This window comes from Bradyrhizobium sp. USDA 4541 (assembly GCF_024171085.1).
Lineage (GTDB): Bacteria > Pseudomonadota > Alphaproteobacteria > Rhizobiales > Xanthobacteraceae > Bradyrhizobium > Bradyrhizobium australafricanum.
Genome location: NZ_JALJZF010000001.1, coordinates 5,381,129 through 5,397,760, shown reverse-complemented (window position 1 = coordinate 5,397,760; position 16,632 = coordinate 5,381,129). Strand labels below are relative to the sequence as shown.

General features: G+C 65.5%; 20 protein-coding genes. 9 read left to right on the top strand and 11 right to left on the bottom strand.

Going from position 1 to position 16,632, the window contains the following annotated elements; all coding sequences use genetic code 11:
• Window positions 1-32 precede the first annotated feature (32 nt).
• Window positions 33-1,259 (top strand): cytochrome c, encoded by a 1,227-nt coding sequence (locus tag J2R80_RS25535; protein WP_253639648.1) that lies wholly within the window; start codon window positions 33-35, stop codon window positions 1,257-1,259.
• A gap of 4 nt (window positions 1,260-1,263) precedes the next feature.
• Here the strand turns inward: J2R80_RS25535 and J2R80_RS25530 are convergent, their stop codons facing one another.
• The gene (locus J2R80_RS25530; RefSeq protein ID WP_057015966.1) at window positions 1,264-1,905 is read right to left on the bottom strand and encodes a trimeric intracellular cation channel family protein; all 642 of its coding nucleotides are present in this window, start codon (window positions 1,903-1,905) and stop codon (window positions 1,264-1,266) included.
• 144 nt (window positions 1,906-2,049) lie between these two features.
• Between J2R80_RS25530 and J2R80_RS25525 the strand changes: the two genes are divergently transcribed.
• A complete protein-coding gene (locus tag J2R80_RS25525; protein WP_057015965.1) occupies window positions 2,050-2,490 on the top strand; it encodes a hypothetical protein in 441 nt (146 codons plus the stop codon).
• Window positions 2,491-2,556: 66 nt separating this feature from the next.
• On the opposite strand, the gene J2R80_RS25520 is transcribed toward J2R80_RS25525, so the two are convergent.
• Genes J2R80_RS25520 through J2R80_RS25510 form a run of 3 tightly spaced genes read right to left on the bottom strand, consistent with a single transcriptional unit; the run spans window position 2,557 to window position 4,124 of the window.
• A complete protein-coding gene (locus tag J2R80_RS25520; protein WP_253639647.1) occupies window positions 2,557-3,375 on the bottom strand; it encodes an oxaloacetate decarboxylase in 819 nt (272 codons plus the stop codon).
• A gap of 56 nt (window positions 3,376-3,431) precedes the next feature.
• Window positions 3,432-3,782 carry an antibiotic biosynthesis monooxygenase gene (locus tag J2R80_RS25515; RefSeq protein ID WP_028338223.1) on the bottom strand — a complete coding sequence of 117 codons (351 nt, stop codon included), beginning with the start codon at window positions 3,780-3,782 and terminating at the stop codon, window positions 3,432-3,434.
• A 33-nt stretch (window positions 3,783-3,815) separates the two neighbouring features.
• Window positions 3,816-4,124 carry an NIPSNAP family protein gene (locus J2R80_RS25510; RefSeq protein WP_050384507.1) on the bottom strand — a complete coding sequence of 103 codons (309 nt, stop codon included), beginning with the start codon at window positions 4,122-4,124 and terminating at the stop codon, window positions 3,816-3,818.
• Between the two features lie 117 nt (window positions 4,125-4,241).
• Between J2R80_RS25510 and J2R80_RS25505 the strand changes: the two genes are divergently transcribed.
• Together J2R80_RS25505 and J2R80_RS25500 are read left to right on the top strand one after the other, a co-directional pair.
• Window positions 4,242-4,937, top strand: coding sequence for a helix-turn-helix transcriptional regulator (locus J2R80_RS25505; RefSeq protein ID WP_026192884.1), 696 nt, complete (start codon window positions 4,242-4,244; stop codon window positions 4,935-4,937).
• Between the two features lie 304 nt (window positions 4,938-5,241).
• Window positions 5,242-5,505 carry a GCG_CRPN prefix-to-repeats domain-containing protein gene (locus J2R80_RS25500; protein WP_028338226.1) on the top strand — a complete coding sequence of 88 codons (264 nt, stop codon included), beginning with the start codon at window positions 5,242-5,244 and terminating at the stop codon, window positions 5,503-5,505.
• Between the two features lie 69 nt (window positions 5,506-5,574).
• On the opposite strand, the gene J2R80_RS25495 is transcribed toward J2R80_RS25500, so the two are convergent.
• Window positions 5,575-5,871, bottom strand: coding sequence for a twin-arginine translocation signal domain-containing protein (locus J2R80_RS25495; protein ID WP_057015962.1), 297 nt, complete (start codon window positions 5,869-5,871; stop codon window positions 5,575-5,577).
• Between the two features lie 135 nt (window positions 5,872-6,006).
• Window positions 6,007-6,324, bottom strand: a complete 318-nt coding sequence (locus J2R80_RS25490; protein WP_057015961.1) for a hypothetical protein — start codon at window positions 6,322-6,324, stop codon at window positions 6,007-6,009.
• A 93-nt stretch (window positions 6,325-6,417) separates the two neighbouring features.
• Between J2R80_RS25490 and J2R80_RS25485 the strand changes: the two genes are divergently transcribed.
• Entirely contained in the window at window positions 6,418-7,665 is a 1,248-nt protein-coding gene (locus J2R80_RS25485) for a glycerophosphodiester phosphodiesterase family protein (protein WP_057015960.1), read from the top strand.
• Window positions 7,666-7,808: 143 nt separating this feature from the next.
• Window positions 7,809-8,159, top strand: coding sequence for a cupin domain-containing protein (locus J2R80_RS25480; protein ID WP_018272103.1), 351 nt, complete (start codon window positions 7,809-7,811; stop codon window positions 8,157-8,159).
• Window positions 8,160-8,330: 171 nt separating this feature from the next.
• Here J2R80_RS25480 and J2R80_RS25475 read toward each other — a convergent pair whose 3' ends face one another.
• Complete coding sequence (locus tag J2R80_RS25475) at window positions 8,331-8,678, bottom strand: hypothetical protein (protein WP_225646218.1); 348 nt, start codon at window positions 8,676-8,678, stop codon at window positions 8,331-8,333.
• Between the two features lie 122 nt (window positions 8,679-8,800).
• Here J2R80_RS25475 and J2R80_RS25470 point away from each other — a divergent pair, with 122 nt between their 5' ends.
• The gene (locus tag J2R80_RS25470; RefSeq protein WP_253639646.1) at window positions 8,801-9,826 is read left to right on the top strand and encodes a serine hydrolase; all 1,026 of its coding nucleotides are present in this window, start codon (window positions 8,801-8,803) and stop codon (window positions 9,824-9,826) included.
• A gap of 204 nt (window positions 9,827-10,030) precedes the next feature.
• On the opposite strand, the gene J2R80_RS25465 is transcribed toward J2R80_RS25470, so the two are convergent.
• The gene (locus J2R80_RS25465) at window positions 10,031-11,563 is read right to left on the bottom strand and encodes an acyl-CoA carboxylase subunit beta (RefSeq protein WP_076831336.1); all 1,533 of its coding nucleotides are present in this window, start codon (window positions 11,561-11,563) and stop codon (window positions 10,031-10,033) included.
• A gap of 160 nt (window positions 11,564-11,723) precedes the next feature.
• Here J2R80_RS25465 and J2R80_RS25460 point away from each other — a divergent pair, with 160 nt between their 5' ends.
• A complete protein-coding gene (locus J2R80_RS25460) occupies window positions 11,724-12,140 on the top strand; it encodes a DUF4260 domain-containing protein (protein WP_028335494.1) in 417 nt (138 codons plus the stop codon).
• Between the two features lie 144 nt (window positions 12,141-12,284).
• Here the strand turns inward: J2R80_RS25460 and J2R80_RS25455 are convergent, their stop codons facing one another.
• Window positions 12,285-13,148: a DMT family transporter gene (locus J2R80_RS25455; RefSeq protein ID WP_253639645.1), complete on the bottom strand. Its 864-nt coding sequence runs from the start codon at window positions 13,146-13,148 to the stop codon at window positions 12,285-12,287.
• A gap of 352 nt (window positions 13,149-13,500) precedes the next feature.
• On the opposite strand from J2R80_RS25455, the gene J2R80_RS25450 reads away from it, so the two are divergent.
• A complete protein-coding gene (locus tag J2R80_RS25450; RefSeq protein ID WP_253641032.1) occupies window positions 13,501-14,859 on the top strand; it encodes a PLP-dependent aminotransferase family protein in 1,359 nt (452 codons plus the stop codon).
• 176 nt (window positions 14,860-15,035) lie between these two features.
• Here the strand turns inward: J2R80_RS25450 and J2R80_RS25445 are convergent, their stop codons facing one another.
• Window positions 15,036-15,692, bottom strand: coding sequence for a carboxymuconolactone decarboxylase family protein (locus tag J2R80_RS25445; RefSeq protein WP_028335490.1), 657 nt, complete (start codon window positions 15,690-15,692; stop codon window positions 15,036-15,038).
• 80 nt (window positions 15,693-15,772) lie between these two features.
• Entirely contained in the window at window positions 15,773-16,585 is an 813-nt protein-coding gene (gene blaOXA / locus J2R80_RS25440) for a class D beta-lactamase (RefSeq protein ID WP_141340976.1), read from the bottom strand.
• Window positions 16,586-16,632: the final 47 nt, after the last annotated feature.

Genomic DNA, 16,632 nt, shown 5'->3' with positions numbered 1-16,632 from the left:
GTGACGCGTCTTGTGGACCGGAAGGTGATCGGATGCGGCGACGATTTCGAACGACGGGTGCGATTCTGGTTGCAGCGCTGTTGTGCGGCGCGCTCGCGACCCGCGAATGCGCCGCCGCGCCGACCGACGACGTCATCGCCCGCGGCAAGGCGCTCACGATCGCCGGCGACTGCGCCAGCTGCCACACGGCCGATCCGGCAAAGCCTTTTGCCGGGGGGAAGCGGATCGACACGCCGTTCGGTGCGGTGTTCTCGCCGAACCTCACCCCCGACCGCGATACCGGCATCGGCGGCTGGAGCGACGACGATTTCCTCCGCGCGCTGCGGATCGGCGTCGCGCCGAGCGGCGCGCATTATTATCCCGCCTTCCCCTACCCCTACTTCACGAAGCTGATCCGCGACGACATCCTGGCGATCCGTGCCTATCTCGCGACGCTGGCGCCGGTCAACAACAAGGCGCCGCCGCCGGAGCTGCGCTGGCCGTTGAGCTACCGCGTGCTGATGCGGGCGTGGAACGCGCTGTTCTTCACACCGGGCATCATCCAGCCGGACCAGGGCAAGGGTGCGGAATGGAATCGCGGACGCTATCTCGTCGAGGCCCTCGCCCATTGCGGCGCCTGCCACACGCCCAAGAACGCCTTCGGCGCCGACAGGCGCGACCAGGCGCTCGGTGGCAGCATGGTGCAAGGCATGTTCGCGCCAAGGCTCGATGGCGCCGCGCGCGGCGGGTTGGAATCATGGAGCGTGGCTGACATCGCCGAATATCTGCAGAACGGCCGCAACGGGCACAGCCATGCCGGCCCCCTGATGTCCGAGGTGGTGCTCAATTCGACCTCGAAGATGCGCGACGCCGATGTGTACGCGATTGCGGTCTATCTGAAGAGCCTGCCTGCCGGCGCGCCGGAGCCGGAGGTCACCCCGCCCTCGCCGGCGCAGATGAGCAATGGCGAACGCATCTACCGCGGGGCCTGCATCGCCTGCCATGAACTCGACGGCTCCGGCGCGCCGCGGATCTATCCGCCTCTGCCCGGCAACGCCAATCTGCAATCGGCCAATCCGGCGAGCACGCTGCGCATCATCCTCGACGGCGCGCAGACCGTGACCACGCCGCGCGCCCCGAACGGCGGCTCGATGCCGGCCTATCCCAAGCTCACCGACCAGGAGGTCGCGGACGTTGCGACCTACATCCGCAATGCCTGGGGTAACGCGGCGCCGGCCGTCACCGCGGACGAGGTCGCCAAGGCGCGGACGGCGAAATAGCCGTTCAGCGCTCCTCGTCGCTGAACACGAATTTCGGCATCTCCCATCGGTAGCGGATTGCGAGCATGCGGAACGTCAGCCCGAGTGCGAAGGTCAGCGCGGTCCAGAGCTGGGCGTTCACCTGCAGCCCGGAGCCGGTCACATAAAACAGTCCGGTCACCACGGAGACGCTGGCGTAGAGCTCGCTGCGAAACAACAGCGGCACCTCGTTGCAGAGGATGTCGCGCAGCACGCCGCCGGCGCAGCCGGTGATCATGCCGGCGACGATCACGATCGGCAGCGGGACGTCGACTTGTGAGGCCACGTCGCAACCGGCCATGGTGAACACCACAAGTCCGATCGCATCGAGCACCAGGAATGCGAGGTTGAGCCGGTGCACGAGCCGCGCCAGCAGGATGGTGGCGAAGGCGCCCGCCGCCGCGACCGCAAGGTAGATCGGGTGCGCGACCCAGAGCAGCGGATAATGTCCGAGCAGCACGTCGCGGATGGTGCCGCCGCCGAGCGCGGTGATCGCGCCGAGCATGCAGACGCCGGCCCAATCCATGCTGCGCCTGCCTGCCGCCAGCGCCGCCGTCATCGACTGCGCCGCAACCGCAATGAACGAGAGCAAGTGCAGCACCGAATCGGTGGGCGGCATGGTCCACATTGAAAAGGCCTCATGAAACAGGTTGGAACCCGAGGAATCGGCGGTTCCTGCATGAACAGGTTGCAACATTGGCGCGGAACATCCTCGCGCGCCAGCCATTGTCCTCTGCGTTTAGCTTTCAGGTGCTAACGGAGGAACTTTGCAATGGCCCATCAACCTGACGATCCGTATCGCGCCAACCTGACCGAGGACGAAATGCGCCGTCAGGCGCGCTTCAACAGCCTGGACAACGAGCTGCAGCCGGACCCGGAACTCCAGGAGGGACCGGCCAGCACCACCAAGATCGCGATGTTCGCCGTCGCGGTGGCCGTGGTGCTCGGTGCGTTGTTCTACGGCTTGAACAATACCTCGGTGCATGAGGCGGGTACCACGCCGTCAGCGCAGACCGCGCAGCAGCAGCCGGCCAATCCGGCCGCGCCGCCTCCGGGCATGCGCGACGTGACGCCGAAGCCGAACAGCCAGCCCGGCACGACCACGGGCGCGGCACCTGCGCAGCCGGCCTCTCCATCGGCCAACAAGCCGACTGGACAGGAAATCGACCGCTCGGCGGCGCCGGCCGACTCGACCGGCGACAAGAACAAGTAATCCGCTCGCTATCGTGAGCGATGAAGCAGCGGGCCCCGGCGGCCCGCTGCTTTTTTGCGTGTGAGTCTACTTGAACATCTTGTTGAGCTCGCCGCCGGGATAGCCGTTGGCGAATTCCGTGAAGGTGCCCTTCTCGGCCATCTCCTTGGCCGCCTTCATCACGCCGGTCCAGGCCATCCGCGCAAGCGCTCCGCCGACGCTGATCCGGCGCACGCCGAGATCGGCGACCGATTGCAGCGTCAGCTCCGACGCGCCGCCGATCAACAGATTGACCGGCTTTGGCGCCACCGCCTTCACAACCGCGGAAATCTCCTCCTTGGTCGCGATGCCCGGCGAATAAAGGACGTCCGCTCCTGCTTCCGAATAGGCCTGCAGCCGTTCGATCACCAGATTGATGTCCTTCTTGCCCCACAGGAATGCCTCACAGCGGCCGGTGAGCAACGCACCGCTGTTGTCGGCATCGATGGCCTTGCGCGCCGCCTTGATGCGCTCCACCGCAAGCTTGTGCTCGAACAGCGGGTTGGCGGCGTCTCCGGTGGAATCCTCAATGGAAAGCCCGGCGACGCCGGTCTTGACGCCGCGCGCGACATTGGCGGCGACCTTGTCGGGCTCGACCGCGAAGCCGCCCTCGAAATCCGCATTGACGGGAATATCGACCGCCGCGCACAGTGCGGTCAGGTGGTCGCAGACGTCATCGACGGTGACGCGGTTGTCGGCCTTGGCGATGGTCCATGCAAAGCCCGCGCTGGTCGACGCCAGCGCCTTGAAGCCGAGATGCTGCAAGGCGCGGGCGCTGCCGACATCGAACGGATTCGGAATGATGAAGCACCCGCTCTCATGCAGCTTCCTGAAGGCGGCGCGTTTGTCAGCAGTTGGCAGTGGCATTGGTCGCTCCCTGGAGTCATTGGCCGCGCACAGATAGGCACCCACGCATCCGCCCGCTAGTGCGGCTCATGCGCCGCGCGGCTGTCCTTCGGCGCCTGATCGCGTTCGTTCAGGCCGTAATCACGGATCACGCTTGCCACCCGCAGCCGGTAGTTCTCGAAGATCCGCGCGCGGCCCTTGGCCTGGGTACGGCGATGTTCGATCGTGTTGCGCCAGGCTTCCACCGCAGCCTCGTCGCGAAAGAATGACAGCGACACGAACTTGCCCTTCTCGGTGATGCTCTCGAACCGCTCGACCGAGATGAAGCCGTCGATCTCCTGCAGGATCGGCTTCAGCTCGGCGGCGAGGTCGAAATAGAGATCCCGTTGCTCAGGCTTGGGCCAGACTTCGAAGATCACTGCGATCATGGGCGCCTCCCGCACATTGCTGTTGTGGCCCTACTATACCTCGACCTTGCGGAGAAATGTCCGTTCCTCGGCGAGGATGAAGCGGTTTTCTTCCGCGAAGTTGAAGTTCGCCACTCCCTCCTTGTCCTGGCGCAGCCGCGCGCGATAGGCCTCATAGGCGGCAAGGCTGTCGAACGAGATCAGCGCAAAGGCGATGTTGTTGGTTCCCTCATGCGGCATCCAGTAGCCGATGAGGTCGCCGCCGCAGCGCGGGATGATCGAGAGCCAGTTCCGCGAATACTCCTCGAACATCGCGCGCTTGAACGGATCGAGCTGGTAGCGGATGAAGACGGTGACGGTCATTGATGGCCTCCAGTCATGTTTCCGTTATTGCGAGCGTCAGCGAAGCAATCCTCGCAATGACGGCCCGGTGAACAATAGCGGCTTGTCCGACCTCGATGCTTCGGCTATCATCGAACTATGAAAGCAGGACCCGACATCTCCCGGATCGCCGCTCTGGTCGGCGATCCCGCGCGCTGCAACATGCTGACCGCGCTGATGACCGGCCGGGCGCTGACCGCGAGTGAGCTGGCGCAGGAGGCCGGCATCACGCCGCAGACGGCGAGCTCGCATCTCTCCAAGCTCGAGGCCGGCGGGCTGATCGAGCCCGAGAAGCAGGGCCGCCACCGCTACTACCGCCTCTCCGACCCCGACGTCGCCGACGTGCTGGAAGGCCTGCAGGGCATTGCCGCCCGCGCCGGCCATATGCGGGTGCGCACCGGGCCGAAGGATCCGGCGCTGCGCCGCGCCCGCATCTGCTACGACCATCTCGCGGGCGATCTCGGCGTTCAGATGCTCGACAGCATGAAGCGGCAGAAGCTGGTCCGCCAGAGCAAGCAGGCGATCGAGCTCACCGGCGAAGGCAAGCGCTTCATGGCCGAGGAGCTGCAGATCGACGCCGATGCGCTGACGCATCCGCGCCGGCCGGTGTGCAAGGCCTGCCTCGACTGGAGCGAGCGGCGGCATCATCTCGCCGGCACGCTGGGCGCTGCCATGATGGACCGCTTCACGGAACTGAAATGGGCCGCGCGCGACGCTGCACCGGGCAGCCGCGTGGTCAATTTTTCGCGCAACGGCGAGAAGCGATTTGCCGCGCTGTTCGGCCCAGACCAGTAGCGGTGCGCCTTCGGGCAAGCGTCGATGAACCGCCGGTCTCGTTTGCCTCGCCTTCCGATGTATTCTCCTACGCTCGCCAACAGCGCGCGGCTGCCCGGCGTCCGCGAAATATTTCGAAGTGATGCTGAGCCGGCTTGCGGCGTGCTGACGCAGCCGTGAGCTGCAACATTCATGTCGCATTCAGGCCGCAACATTATGGTCGGCGACATCGGGCACGCCGTCTGCAATGATCCGGCCGGGCGAATCGGTAGACGAAAGTTTGTTGCGGTGCCGCAGCGCGGCCCAAAATAAAAAAGGAGAAGACATGAAGTATCTTTTTGCTGCAGCAGTTCTGGTGACGACCGCATTCGCCGGCATCAGCGCCGCTGATGCGGCCGGTGGCTGCGGCCCCGGCTGGCACCGTGGCCCCTATGGCGGCTGCGTCAGGAATCGCGGCGTCGTCGTCGCGCCGGGCGCCGTTGTCGTGCGCCCGCCGGTCGTGGTCGAGCGCCCCGTCGTGGTGGCGCCGCGTGTCCGCGCCTGCCCGTACGGCTTCGTCTGGCGCTACGGCCGTTGCCGCCCGATCTGATCGCGGCAGATTCCGAACTAACAAAACCCCGCCTGGCGCGGGGTTTTTCTTTTCGTCATGGAGTCGATATCACCAGCGGCGCCAGTGATGACGGCGCCAATGGTGGCGACGCCAGCCCCAATGCCTGCGGTGCCAGTGCCGGTGACGCCAACCCCAATGGCGATGATGCCAGCGTACTTGCTCGGGCTTCATGCGGCCGACCTCCTCGGCCGTGGTGACGGCGGGATGCGCTTCGCCAGCCGCTGGTGCGCGTGCATCCTGGTTGAGGGGAAGCGGCGCGAGCGGCGCCGCCTGCGCCGTCGCTGCGAAGGTGACGGCTCCGGCGGCGACACCGAAGGCCATCTTCAGAAAATCCCGGCGTTCCATGAGCGTTTCCCTTTGTTGCCGAGTTGGACCAACTGCAGCAGTAAGTTTTTGCCTCGCGAGCTGAACGCTCGCTGAACCGCGCGTTCACGTTTCATGGAACTCGAGCGTTGTCGACGTCGTGACGTCACGCAACCATCATGCCGCCGTCGCCTCCTCCGCCAGCACCAGGAGATCGCGCGTGCGTGTCACCTCCGGCCAGTCACGGTTGAAGTCGGCGACCAACCGCTTCATGTGATCGCTGCTCACCGCGCGCTCGAGCGCCTTCTCGTCGGCGAACTGATAAGTCGCCTGGTGCAGCGAGGGATCGCTCAGGCTCCAGCATCGCCAGGCGCGCTCGGCGCCGAACGATTTCATCGCGTCCGGCAGATGCTCGCGCGAATACCAGGCGTCGAAGGCGGCACGCCGGGCGATGTCCGTGACGGTGGCGCGGACGACGAAATAGGCTGCGGGCATTGGTTTTCCTCCATGGTTTCATTCGCACAGGCGGTCGGCATATGCTCCGTGATATGTCGGCCTGCTGACAATGCCTGATCAGGGGGATCACCCATGCTTGCCCGTCACCGCACCGCCCTGCTCTCGTTCCTGCTCGCCCTCGGCGCCGCGCTGCCCGTCGCCGCCGGGGAGATCGCGCTGCCGCGCGAGGCGCAGCTCGGGCCGCGCCCGTTCTATCTGGTCGACAAGATGAAGGACGGGCCCCTGAAGCAGCAGCTCAGCCAATGCACCGGGCCGTTCCACAAGACCGATTTTTCGATTGGCCATCGCGGCGCCGCGCTGCAATTTCCCGAGCATAGCCGCGAATCCTATCTCGCCGCCGCACGGATGGGCGCCGGCGTGATCGAATGCGACGTCACCTTCACCAGGGACCGCCAGCTGGTGTGCCGGCACTCGCAATGCGACCTGCACACCACGACCAACATCCTGACGGTGCCGGATCTCGCTTCAAAATGCACGCAACCCTTCAGCCCGGCCGATCCCGCCGCCGGCAGGAAGGCCTCGGCGAAGTGCTGCACCAGCGACATCACGCTCGCCGAATTCAAGCGGCTCACCGCGAAAATGGACGGCTTCAATCCGGATGCGAGGACGCCCGAGGAGTACCAGAACGGCACGCCGCGCTGGCGCACCGACCTCTACGCCAATTCCGGCACGCTGATGAGCCATGACGAGAGCATCGCCTTGATCAAAAGTCTCGGCGCAAAATTCACGCCCGAGCTGAAGGCGCCGGAGGTGGCGATGCCGTTCGACGGCGACTACACCCAGGAGACATATGCGACCCAGATGCTCGCCGCCTACAAGGCCGCCGGCATTCCGCCGAGCGACGTGTTCCCACAGAGCTTCAGCCTTAAGGACATCCTCTATTGGGTGAAGACCGAACCCGACTTTGCCAGCCAGGCGCTCTATCTCGAGGACCGCTACGAGAAAGCGGGCCTCGATCCGAACCGGCCGGAGACCTGGAAGCCGTCGATGCAGGAATTGAAGGCCTCCGGCGTCGCGATCCTGGGACCGCCGATCTTCGCGATGCTGGCGCTGAACGACAAGGGCGAGATCGTCCCGTCGGCTTACGCCAGGGCAGCGAAGGCCGCCGGCCTCGATCTGATCGGCTGGTCGCTGGAGCGCGACGGGCCGCTCAACCGAGGCGGTGCGTTCTACCACAAGTCGGTGAAGGCGGCGATCGACCGCGACGGCGACACGTTGACCGTGCTCGACGTGCTGGCAAGACAGGTCGGCGTCCGCGCGATGTTTTCCGACTGGCCGGCGACGACCACATTCTATGCGAACTGCATGGGGATGAAGTGAGGTCTTGCCGGGCGCGTTACGGCTGCCCCGCCCTACGCACTGTGCGCGCCCGCCATGACCATTCCGGCCGTTCCGCGCGCGGCAGAACGGGACTAGCATCATCGCCTTCCCGCCCGACGGGACAACACCACAGGGAGGCCGCCATGAAGCCAGGACAACCGGTCAAGGACGCCAGCCATCTCTACGAAGTCGAGCGCCGCGCCCAGCACGCCGCCCGCCCCGGCTTCCGCATCATGGAGCTGCAACTCTCGCCGACCCAGAAGGTGCCGTGGCACACCCACAGCAACATCTCGGACACCTTCTACGTGCTGGAGGGCCAGATGCGGCTGTTCCTGCAGGAGCCCAAGGAGGAAGTGAACCTGAAGGTCGGCGAAGTCTACGCCGTCCGCCCGACCCGCCCTCACCTCGTCACCAACGCCGGCACGACGTCGCTGACGTTCCTGATCCTGCAAGGCGTCGGCGAATACGACTACGTACCGCTGGCGTCGAAGTAACTCCCTCCGCTGTCGTCCCGGCGAAAGCCGGGACCCATTACCACCGCATTTCGGTGATGAACGGGATCGCGGCCCCAGCGTCGCGCAACAATTGAGACTTGGGATAATGAGTCCTGGCTTTCGTCAGGACGAGACTGAGTTTGCGGCGCCGCTTTGCGCGCCCGCCGCGCCTCACATCAGCTTCAGCGGCGCGTCGTGAACCAGCCGCAGGTCGATATTGCCGATCAGCCGCGCGCGGCGCGCCTCGGCGGTGCTGATCGCTGCCTCGGTCTGCCGCAACGTGCTGACATTCGAGCCGAGCGACACGATACCGCCGAGCACCAGTGCGATCGATCCGAGTGCCGCAGTCTGACCGGCGCCCAACAGCCCGAGCAGCGCGACGGCCAGCAACGCGAACCCGCCTGCGATCGCGACCTTCGAGCCGAGAATGATCCGCCGGGAGCGCTCGGCGCTCTCGGCAAGCTCCTCGATCTGCGCCTCGATCTCGGAGATCTCGTCGGTCGGCTGGTCTTCGGTCATCGGGTTCGGACCTGTAGGGCGGGTCAGGCGGAAGCCGTAACCCGCCGTGTTCATTTTCGCAAGAAATCGCTACGCTTCAGGCGCGCGCTAGCTCTTGGTCATCCGATTCGGGCTCAAATCAAATGTTAGCCTGTTCAACGCTCGACGACGGATGGGTCGTTGCGGCTCCCGCCGAGGTCGGCTTCGATGCCGAAAGCCTCTCCGGACTCGACGCGTTTCTCAAACAATGGCCCAAGCGCAACGTTCACGCCGTTGTCATCGTGCGGCGCGGCAAGCTTGTGTTCGAGCGCTATTTCGCCGGCCGGGAGCGGCGGTGGATGGAGTGGTCGGCACCGGTTCAATTTTCGGCGGAAACGAAGCACGACATCCGCTCCATCTCGAAGAGCGTAACCTCACTTCTGATCGGCTTGGCGATCAGCGAGGGACAATTTCCGCCGCTAGATTCCCGTGTTATCGACTACTTCCCCGAATACGCCGATCTTCGTACGACGAGGAACGCTCGCATCACGTTCCGGCACCTGCTCACCATGTCGCACGGTCTACGGTGGGATGAAGCGCGCGGCTGGAACAGTCAGGCGAACAACGAACGGCATCTGCTCGAAGCGAAAGATCCCTACCGCTATGTTCTGCAACAGCGGATGGCGCTCCCGCCCGGCGTATCGTTCAACTATAGCGGCGGCGCCACCAGCCTCCTGGCTGCGGCCCTTGCCAAGAGCGTCGGCCAACGGATCGATGCTTTTGTCAGAGACAAGCTGTTCGAACCGCTCGGCATCACTGATGTCGAGTGGCTCAGCTTTACCGGCAGTGCCGAACTCGTGGCCTTTGCCGGATTGCGGCTACGGCCGCGCGACGTCGCCAAGCTTGGCCAACTCGTCGCGAATGATGGACGCTGGAACGGCAGACAGGTCCTGCCCGCCGCGTGGATCGCCGAGTCGACCAAGCCGCGGGTTAACGCCGGAGGGCACGTGGCCGTCTACTATGGTTATCACTGGTGGCTTGGCCGTTCCTTGCTGAACGGTCACGACCTGATCTGGATCGCCGCGTACGGCAGCGGCGGCCAACGCCTTTTCATCGTGCCCGGGCTCGATCTGGTGGTCGTCGTGAACGCCTTCGACCACGATGCCATCTCAAACGCCATCCTCAACTAGTTTGTCCTGCCTGCCGTGACGGACTGTCCGCCCCTTTCAGCGTAAAGGGTTGGAATGGGGCTGAGCTCAGCTCTCTGTTCGCAGGGCCGGTTACGCGACTGCGTCCGCGTAGCGCAGCGAGCGAAGGCGGAAGCCGCAACCCGCCACGGATCGTGCGGGCGAAGATGGTGGGTTACGCTTGCGCTAACCCACCCTACACTCACCTCACAACGGCAGATTGTCGTGCTTCTTCGCGGGGATCTCGACCTTCTTGTCCTTCAGCATCGCCAGTGCCCGCGCGATCCGCCGCCTGGTCGAATGCGGCATGATGACGTCGTCAATGTAGCCGCGTTCGGCGGCGATGAAAGGGGACAGGAAGCGGTCTTCGTATTCCTTGGTGCGCGCGGCGATCTTGTCTGGGTCGCCGATGTCAGAGCGGAAGATGATCTCCACCGCGCCCTTGGCGCCCATCACGGCGATCTGGGCGGTCGGCCAGGCGTAGTTCATGTCGGCGCCGATTTCCTTCGAGGCCATGACGTCGAAGGCGCCGCCATAGGCCTTGCGGGTGATGATGGTGACGAGCGGCACCGTGCATTGCGAATAGGCGAACAGCAGCTTTGCGCCGTGCTTGATCAGGCCGCCATATTCCTGCGCGGTGCCCGGCAGGAAGCCCGGCACGTCGACGAAGGTGACGATCGGGATGTTGAAAGCATCGCAGAACCGAACGAAGCGCGCGGCCTTGCGTGAGGCGTCGCTGTCAAGCACGCCCGCCAGCACCATCGGTTGGTTGGCGACGAAGCCGACGGTGCGGCCGGCGATGCGGCCGAAGCCGGTGACGATGTTTTTCGCAAAGGTCTCCGAGATCTCGAAGAAGTCGCCCTCGTCGACGACCTTGAGGATCAATTCCTTCATGTCGTAGGGCTTGTTCGGATTGTCGGGGATCAGCGTGTCCAGCGACATGTCGACCCGCCCGATATCGTCGAAGCTCGGCCATTCCGGCACGCCGTCGCTGTTGTTCGAGGGCAGGAAGTCGATCAGGCGGCGCATCTGCAGCAGCGCGTCGACGTCGTTCTCGAACGCGCCGTCGGCGATTGAGGAGCGCGTCGCGTGCACCGAGGCGCCGCCGAGTTCCTCGGCGGTCACCACCTCGTTGGTGACGGTCTTCACCACGTCGGGGCCGGTGACGAACATGTAGCTGGTGTTCTTCACCATGAAGATGAAGTCCGTCATTGCCGGCGAATAGACGTCGCCGCCGGCGCACGGCCCCATGATAACGGAGATCTGCGGGATCACGCCCGAAGCCTGCACGTTGCGGCGGAACACATAGGAATAGCCCGCGAGCGCCGCGACGCCCTCTTGGATGCGCGCGCCGCCGGCGTCATAGAGGCCGATGATCGGCGCCCTCGCCTTCATCGCCATGTCCTGCAGTTTCGTGATTTTCAGCGCGTGGGTTTCGGAAAGCGAGCCGCCGAACACCGTAAAATCCTTGGCAAAGACGAACGTCTTGCGGCCGTTGACCGTGCCCCAACCGGTGACGACACCGTCGCCGGGGATCCTGGTCTTCTCCATGCCGAATTCGATCGAGCGGTGCTCGACGAACATGTCGAATTCCTCGAACGAGCCCTTGTCCAGCAGGAGCTCGATCCGCTCGCGGGCGGTCAGCTTGCCGCGGGCGTGCTGCGCCTCGATGCGCTTTTCGCCGCCGCCCAGCTTGGCGCCGGCGCGCCGCTCTTCGAGGGTATCGAGGATATCTTTCATTTGTTTCCGCCCGTGTTAGCTACAGTCCGCGTCCCGGCGCGAGCCGAGGTCCGCTTCGTTCGGAAATGGCTTAGCACGGCCATTTCGGAACCGGAAAGGCGGTTGTGGACGGGTTCGGGCGCAAAAACGGTAGGATTTTCCGATATCTGGGGAGAAGGCGATGACCGACACGAGCACGGCCACGGTCGAGACCGGCGCACCGACCGGCGGGGTGCGCACCCTGCTCCGGCTGGAGGGCCTCGTGCTGTTCCTCGGCATGACCGTGCTCTATGCCCAATGGGAGGGCTCGTGGCTGGTCTATGTCCTGCTGTTCCTGGTGCCGGATTTGAGTTTCGCGGCCTATCTCGCCGGCCCGCGGGTCGGCGCCATCGTCTACAACGCCGCCCACAGCTATCTGGCGCCGGTCGCGCTGATGACGCTGGGCTTTGCCGCCGCGGCGCCGCTGGTGCTGTCGATCGCGATGATCTGGCTCGCCCATATCGGGATCGACCGCGCGCTCGGCTACGGGCTGAAATATTCCAAGGGCTTCGGCTTCACCCATCTCGGGCGGATCGGGAAAGCGCAAGAGCCCGCCTAGCGCCCGCTTCCTGACGCCACGCACGGCCGGTCAAATTGACAGCGTGCGCGTCGATTGCTGGCGTCTCGAAGGATGCAGGCCCGCCTGTGGCCTCATGGTTCGAGACGCGCGTTCCGCGCTCCTCACCGTGAGGAGAGACAGACGTCAAGCAAAGCGGCGCGCGAACACCACGCAGACGACGACGAGCATGGTCGCCACGATCATCGACCACGGCACCTGCTCGTGCAGCAACAGGCCGGCCAGCGCGAGGCCGAAGAACGGTTGCAGCAGCTGCAATTGGCCGACGCTGGCGATGCCGCCGATCGCAAGGCCGCGATACCAGAACACGAAACCGACCAGCATGCTGAAGATCGAGACATAAGCGAGCCCGAGCCAGGCCGGCGCACCGATGCCCTGCCAGCTCGGCGGCAGCGTCATGATCGTCATCAAGAGCACCACCGGCACTGAGAGCACCAGTGCCCAGGAGATCACCTGCCAGCCGCCGAGACGCCGCGACAGCGCCGCGCCTTCGGCATAGCCGAGGCCGCAGACGATGATGGCGGCGACCATCAGGAGGTCGCCGGTCAGCGACGCCGATCCGCCGCTCGACAGGGCGAACGCGCCGACCGTCGCGCTGCCGATGCAGGAGAACAGCCAGAACAGCGGCTGAGGCCGCTCGCCGCCGCGCAGCACGCCGAACACGGCGGTCGACAGCGGCAGCAGCCCGATGAACACGATCGAATGCGCCGAGGTGATGTGCTGGAGCGCGAGCGCGGTGAGCAGCGGAAAGCCGATCACGACGCCGAGTGCGACGATGGTCAGCGACACCAGATCCTTGCGCTGCGGCCAGGGCTGCCGCAGCGCCGCAAGCAGCGCGGCGCCGAGCAGCGCCGCGATCGCCGCCCGCGCCGAAGTCAAGAACAGCGGCGAGAACCCTGCCACGGCCACGCGGGTCGCCGGCAGCGAGCCGCTGAAGATAATCACGCCGAGCAGGCCGCTGCCCCAGCCGTCGATCGAAGCCTTGTCCATCGTACTTTGCTTCCCAAAACGTAACTGCGCCCCCTCGCCCCGCTCTTGCGGGGCCGAGACGAGCGAAGCTCGCTCTTAGAGGGTTGGGGTGAGGGGCCGCCCCGCATACTCGGTAACGGCCGAACCCGTGGGGACTCCCCCTCACCCGGAACGCATCTGGCGATGCGTTCCGACCTCTCCCCGCAGGCGGGGCGAGGTGAAGCCGAGTCCGACCTCGCACCGACCATAGCCGGCGGAGGCTCGCCAAGGCAGCTACAGATCAGTACAATATCGTAAAACTGTATGGGCAAAGGTAGGCATACACTTGCAACAGCAATCCGATGCGCCAAAGGCGACGCGGACCACCGACGTGATGAACGCGATCCGCGCCAAGGTGGCGAGCCGCGCGCTGGTCGCCGACGACCGCCTGCCCTCGATCCGCGGCCTGGCCACGACCATGGGCGTGTCGCCCTCCACCGTCGTCGAGGCCTATGACCGGCTGGTGGCCGAGGGCCTGATCCGCGCCCGGCCCGGCTCCGGCTTCTATGTCTCGTCCACGGCGCTGCCGCCGCTCGCGCTCGCAAAGGACGAGCCGCAGCGCGACCGCGCGGTGGATCCGTTCTGGGTGTCGCGGCAATCGCTCGATGCCGAGACTGGCGCGCTCAAACCCGGCTGCGGCTGGCTGCCCGCCGAGTGGATGCCGACCGAGGCGCTGCGGCGCGCGCTGCGCGGCCTCGCGCGGGCCGACGACGCGGTGCTCTCCGACTACGGCGCGACGCGCGGCTCGCTCACGCTGCGTCGGATCCTGATGGCGCGGTTTGCCGACGAGGGCCTCGAGGTGCCACCCGAGCAGCTCTTGCTGACCGCGTCCGGCACGCAGGCGATCGACCTCGTCTGCCGCTTCCTGCTGCGGCCGGGCGACACTGTGCTGGTCGACGATCCCTGCTATTTCAATTTCCGGGCGCTGCTGCGCGCGCATCAGGTTCGCATCGTCAGCGTGCCCTACACGGCATCGGGCCCCGATGTCGCAAGCTTCGAGGCGACACTGGCCGCCGAGCGGCCGCGGCTCTATGTCACCAACTCGGCGCTGCATAATCCGACCGGTGCGACGCTGTCGCCGCAGACCGCGCACCGCGTGCTGAATGCCGCCACCGCCCATGATCTCACCATCGTCGAGGACGACATCTTTGCGGACTTCGAGCCGGAGCCTTCGGCGCGGCTCGCCGCGCTCGATGGCCTGAGCCGCGTGATCCGGATCGGCAGCTTCTCCAAGACGCTGTCGGCATCGGTGCGCTGCGGCTTCATCGCCGCGCGGGCGGACTGGATCGAGGATCTCGTCGATCTCCAGGTCGCGACCGGCTTCGGCGGCCCGAGCGCGGTCGCCACCGAGATCATCGCCAGCGTGCTGTCGAGCGGTTTCTATCGCAAGCATGTCGAGGAGCTGCGCCGGCGCCTTGCCCGCGCCCGCCGCGACGTCGGCGACAAACTGCAGCGCATCGGCGTCACACCCTGGCTGATGCCGCGCGGCGGCTTCTATCTGTGGTGCCATCTGCCCGACGGGTGCGACTCCGCCGACGTGGCGCGGCTGGCGCTAACGGACAATGTCGTGCTGGCGCCCGGCAACGTGTTCAGCGCCTCGCAGACGGCCGCCGCCTTCATGCGCTTCAACGTCGCGCAATGCCGCGACCCGAAGCTGATGCCGACCTTGCAGCGAGCGATCGGGCGCCAATAGCGACGGCGCCCTACTCCCTCTCCCGCTCTTACGGGGAGAGGGTTGGGATGAGGGGCTGCTTCCTCTTGCACGGTGATAGCTGTGCCTGAGGAGAGTCCCCTCACCCGGAACGCATCTGCGATGCGTTCCGACCTCTCCCCGCACGCGGGGCGAGGTGAACGGAGTCCGCGCCGCCCCTACTTCTCACCAACCTTGAACGGCTCCTCCTTGCCAGGCGGCACGGTCTCCTCCGCCATCGCCAGGATCATCGCCACCATCACGTAATTGCCGGCGACCGCGGTGAGGTCGACGATCTGCTGATCGTTGAAAATCTTCTTGGCCCGCGCATAGGTCTCGTCGGAGACCTTCTTGGTCGTGGTCAGCTCGGTGACGAAGTCGTACACGACCGCCTCGTCGTCGGCCATCTTCGACGGCCGGTTGCCGGCCTTGAGCTCCGCGATGACGTCGGGTGGCAGGCCGGCCTTGGCGGCGAGCGGCGCGTGCGCGAACCACTCGACCTGCGAGCGCCACTGCCGGCCGATGATCAGGATCGCGAACTCGTTCAGCCGTGTCGGCACCGAGGTCTGCCAGCGCAGATAATAGAACAGATCGTAGAGCCGCTGGCCGAGCACCGGGCTCCGGATCATCGGATTGTAGGGACCGCCGATGCCGACGCTCGACACCTTCATGATCTGCTCGCCGAGCGGTTTTTGCAGGTCGCTGAGCTGCTCCATCGTGAGCTGCGGGAAGCGCGGCTCCTTGCTGGTGGCCGGCACCGAGAACACCGTCGCCGCGAGCCAGCCGCCGGCCGCGGCCAGCGTGAGCGACGAGAGCCAGACTGTTGCTGAATGCATGATTCCTCCGCTTGATTTTATCGGAGGATGCTAGTCGAGCTACGTAGCGCCAGCCAGCGATGAACACGCAGATCAGGTCATCACAGCGCGACGATATCGGTGAGGCATTGCTGCGTGACGCTCATCCGCGCATCGGTCTGCGCCTGCGTCTTGCAGTCCATGTTCATCGCGAACACCGTGATGTCGGTGCCCTTCTCGGCCCAGCCGACCAGCCAGCCGAGCGAGCCGTGCTCCTTGTCGGTGAGGCCGGTCTTGGCGCGAATGACGGCGTCGCCGACTTTCGTCACCGGGAGAATGTCGCACACCAGCTGCTGGCTGCGCTTGTCGACCGGCAGCACGCCGCGGCGCAGCCGGTCGAGGAAATCGATCTGCTGCACTGGATCGATCCGCAAATTGCCGGTCACCCAGAACTGGTCGATGCCGCCGCCGATGTCGCGGTTGCCGTAGTCGATGATCTCGAGATATTTCTTCATCCGCTCCTCGCCGATTCGGCGGGCGATCTCCTGGAACACCGGAAAGGCCGACACCGCGAGCGCGGAGCGCAGCGTGTGATCCTTGTTCCAGGCCTCGATGCTGCGGGTTGTGCCGTCCCACTTGAAGACGTCCTTGTCGGCGTCCTGCACCACCCCCGTCTCGAGCGCGATCAGCGCGTTCGGGATCTTGAAGGTCGAGGCCGGCAGCCTGCCCTCGCCCGAGCGGACCTTGTCGCTGGCGATGATCAGATAGTCCTCGACCTTGTAGCCGACGAAGGTGCCCTCGGTGCCGAGCTCGAAGAACCGCTTTTGCAGCTCCTCGCGAAACTCGCTGCGCTGGTAGGACACATTGGCGAAGCTGCGCGATGGCAGGATCGTAGCGGCAGCAAGCAGACCGAGCGCATGGCGGCGATGGATCACGACAAGTCCTGGGCAGGTTCGCATTGACGACGATGGTGGATGCCATC

What these genes read in the sequence shown, in the direction of transcription:
- J2R80_RS25495 (WP_057015962.1), bottom strand. Translation starts at nt 5,871, where the DNA reads ATGGAACGCCGGGATTTTCTGAAGATGGCCTTCGGTGTCGCCGCCGGA.
- J2R80_RS25475 (WP_225646218.1), bottom strand. Translation starts at nt 8,678, where the DNA reads ATGACCGAAGACCAGCCGACCGACGAGATCTCCGAGATCGAGGCGCAG.
- J2R80_RS25520 (WP_253639647.1), bottom strand. Translation starts at nt 3,375, where the DNA reads ATGCCACTGCCAACTGCTGACAAACGCGCCGCCTTCAGGAAGCTGCAT.
- J2R80_RS25490 (WP_057015961.1), bottom strand. Translation starts at nt 6,324, where the DNA reads ATGCCCGCAGCCTATTTCGTCGTCCGCGCCACCGTCACGGACATCGCC.
- J2R80_RS25535 (WP_253639648.1), top strand. Translation starts at nt 33, where the DNA reads ATGCGGCGACGATTTCGAACGACGGGTGCGATTCTGGTTGCAGCGCTG.
- J2R80_RS25455 (WP_253639645.1), bottom strand. Translation starts at nt 13,148, where the DNA reads ATGGACAAGGCTTCGATCGACGGCTGGGGCAGCGGCCTGCTCGGCGTG.
- J2R80_RS25505 (WP_026192884.1), top strand. Translation starts at nt 4,242, where the DNA reads ATGAAAGCAGGACCCGACATCTCCCGGATCGCCGCTCTGGTCGGCGAT.
- J2R80_RS25470 (WP_253639646.1), top strand. Translation starts at nt 8,801, where the DNA reads ATGTTAGCCTGTTCAACGCTCGACGACGGATGGGTCGTTGCGGCTCCC.
- J2R80_RS25480 (WP_018272103.1), top strand. Translation starts at nt 7,809, where the DNA reads ATGAAGCCAGGACAACCGGTCAAGGACGCCAGCCATCTCTACGAAGTC.
- J2R80_RS25515 (WP_028338223.1), bottom strand. Translation starts at nt 3,782, where the DNA reads ATGATCGCAGTGATCTTCGAAGTCTGGCCCAAGCCTGAGCAACGGGAT.
- J2R80_RS25485 (WP_057015960.1), top strand. Translation starts at nt 6,418, where the DNA reads ATGCTTGCCCGTCACCGCACCGCCCTGCTCTCGTTCCTGCTCGCCCTC.
- J2R80_RS25510 (WP_050384507.1), bottom strand. Translation starts at nt 4,124, where the DNA reads ATGACCGTCACCGTCTTCATCCGCTACCAGCTCGATCCGTTCAAGCGC.
- J2R80_RS25525 (WP_057015965.1), top strand. Translation starts at nt 2,050, where the DNA reads ATGGCCCATCAACCTGACGATCCGTATCGCGCCAACCTGACCGAGGAC.
- J2R80_RS25450 (WP_253641032.1), top strand. Translation starts at nt 13,501, where the DNA reads ATGAACGCGATCCGCGCCAAGGTGGCGAGCCGCGCGCTGGTCGCCGAC.
- J2R80_RS25530 (WP_057015966.1), bottom strand. Translation starts at nt 1,905, where the DNA reads ATGTGGACCATGCCGCCCACCGATTCGGTGCTGCACTTGCTCTCGTTC.
- J2R80_RS25465 (WP_076831336.1), bottom strand. Translation starts at nt 11,563, where the DNA reads ATGAAAGATATCCTCGATACCCTCGAAGAGCGGCGCGCCGGCGCCAAG.
- J2R80_RS25460 (WP_028335494.1), top strand. Translation starts at nt 11,724, where the DNA reads ATGACCGACACGAGCACGGCCACGGTCGAGACCGGCGCACCGACCGGC.
- J2R80_RS25500 (WP_028338226.1), top strand. Translation starts at nt 5,242, where the DNA reads ATGAAGTATCTTTTTGCTGCAGCAGTTCTGGTGACGACCGCATTCGCC.
- J2R80_RS25445 (WP_028335490.1), bottom strand. Translation starts at nt 15,692, where the DNA reads ATGCATTCAGCAACAGTCTGGCTCTCGTCGCTCACGCTGGCCGCGGCC.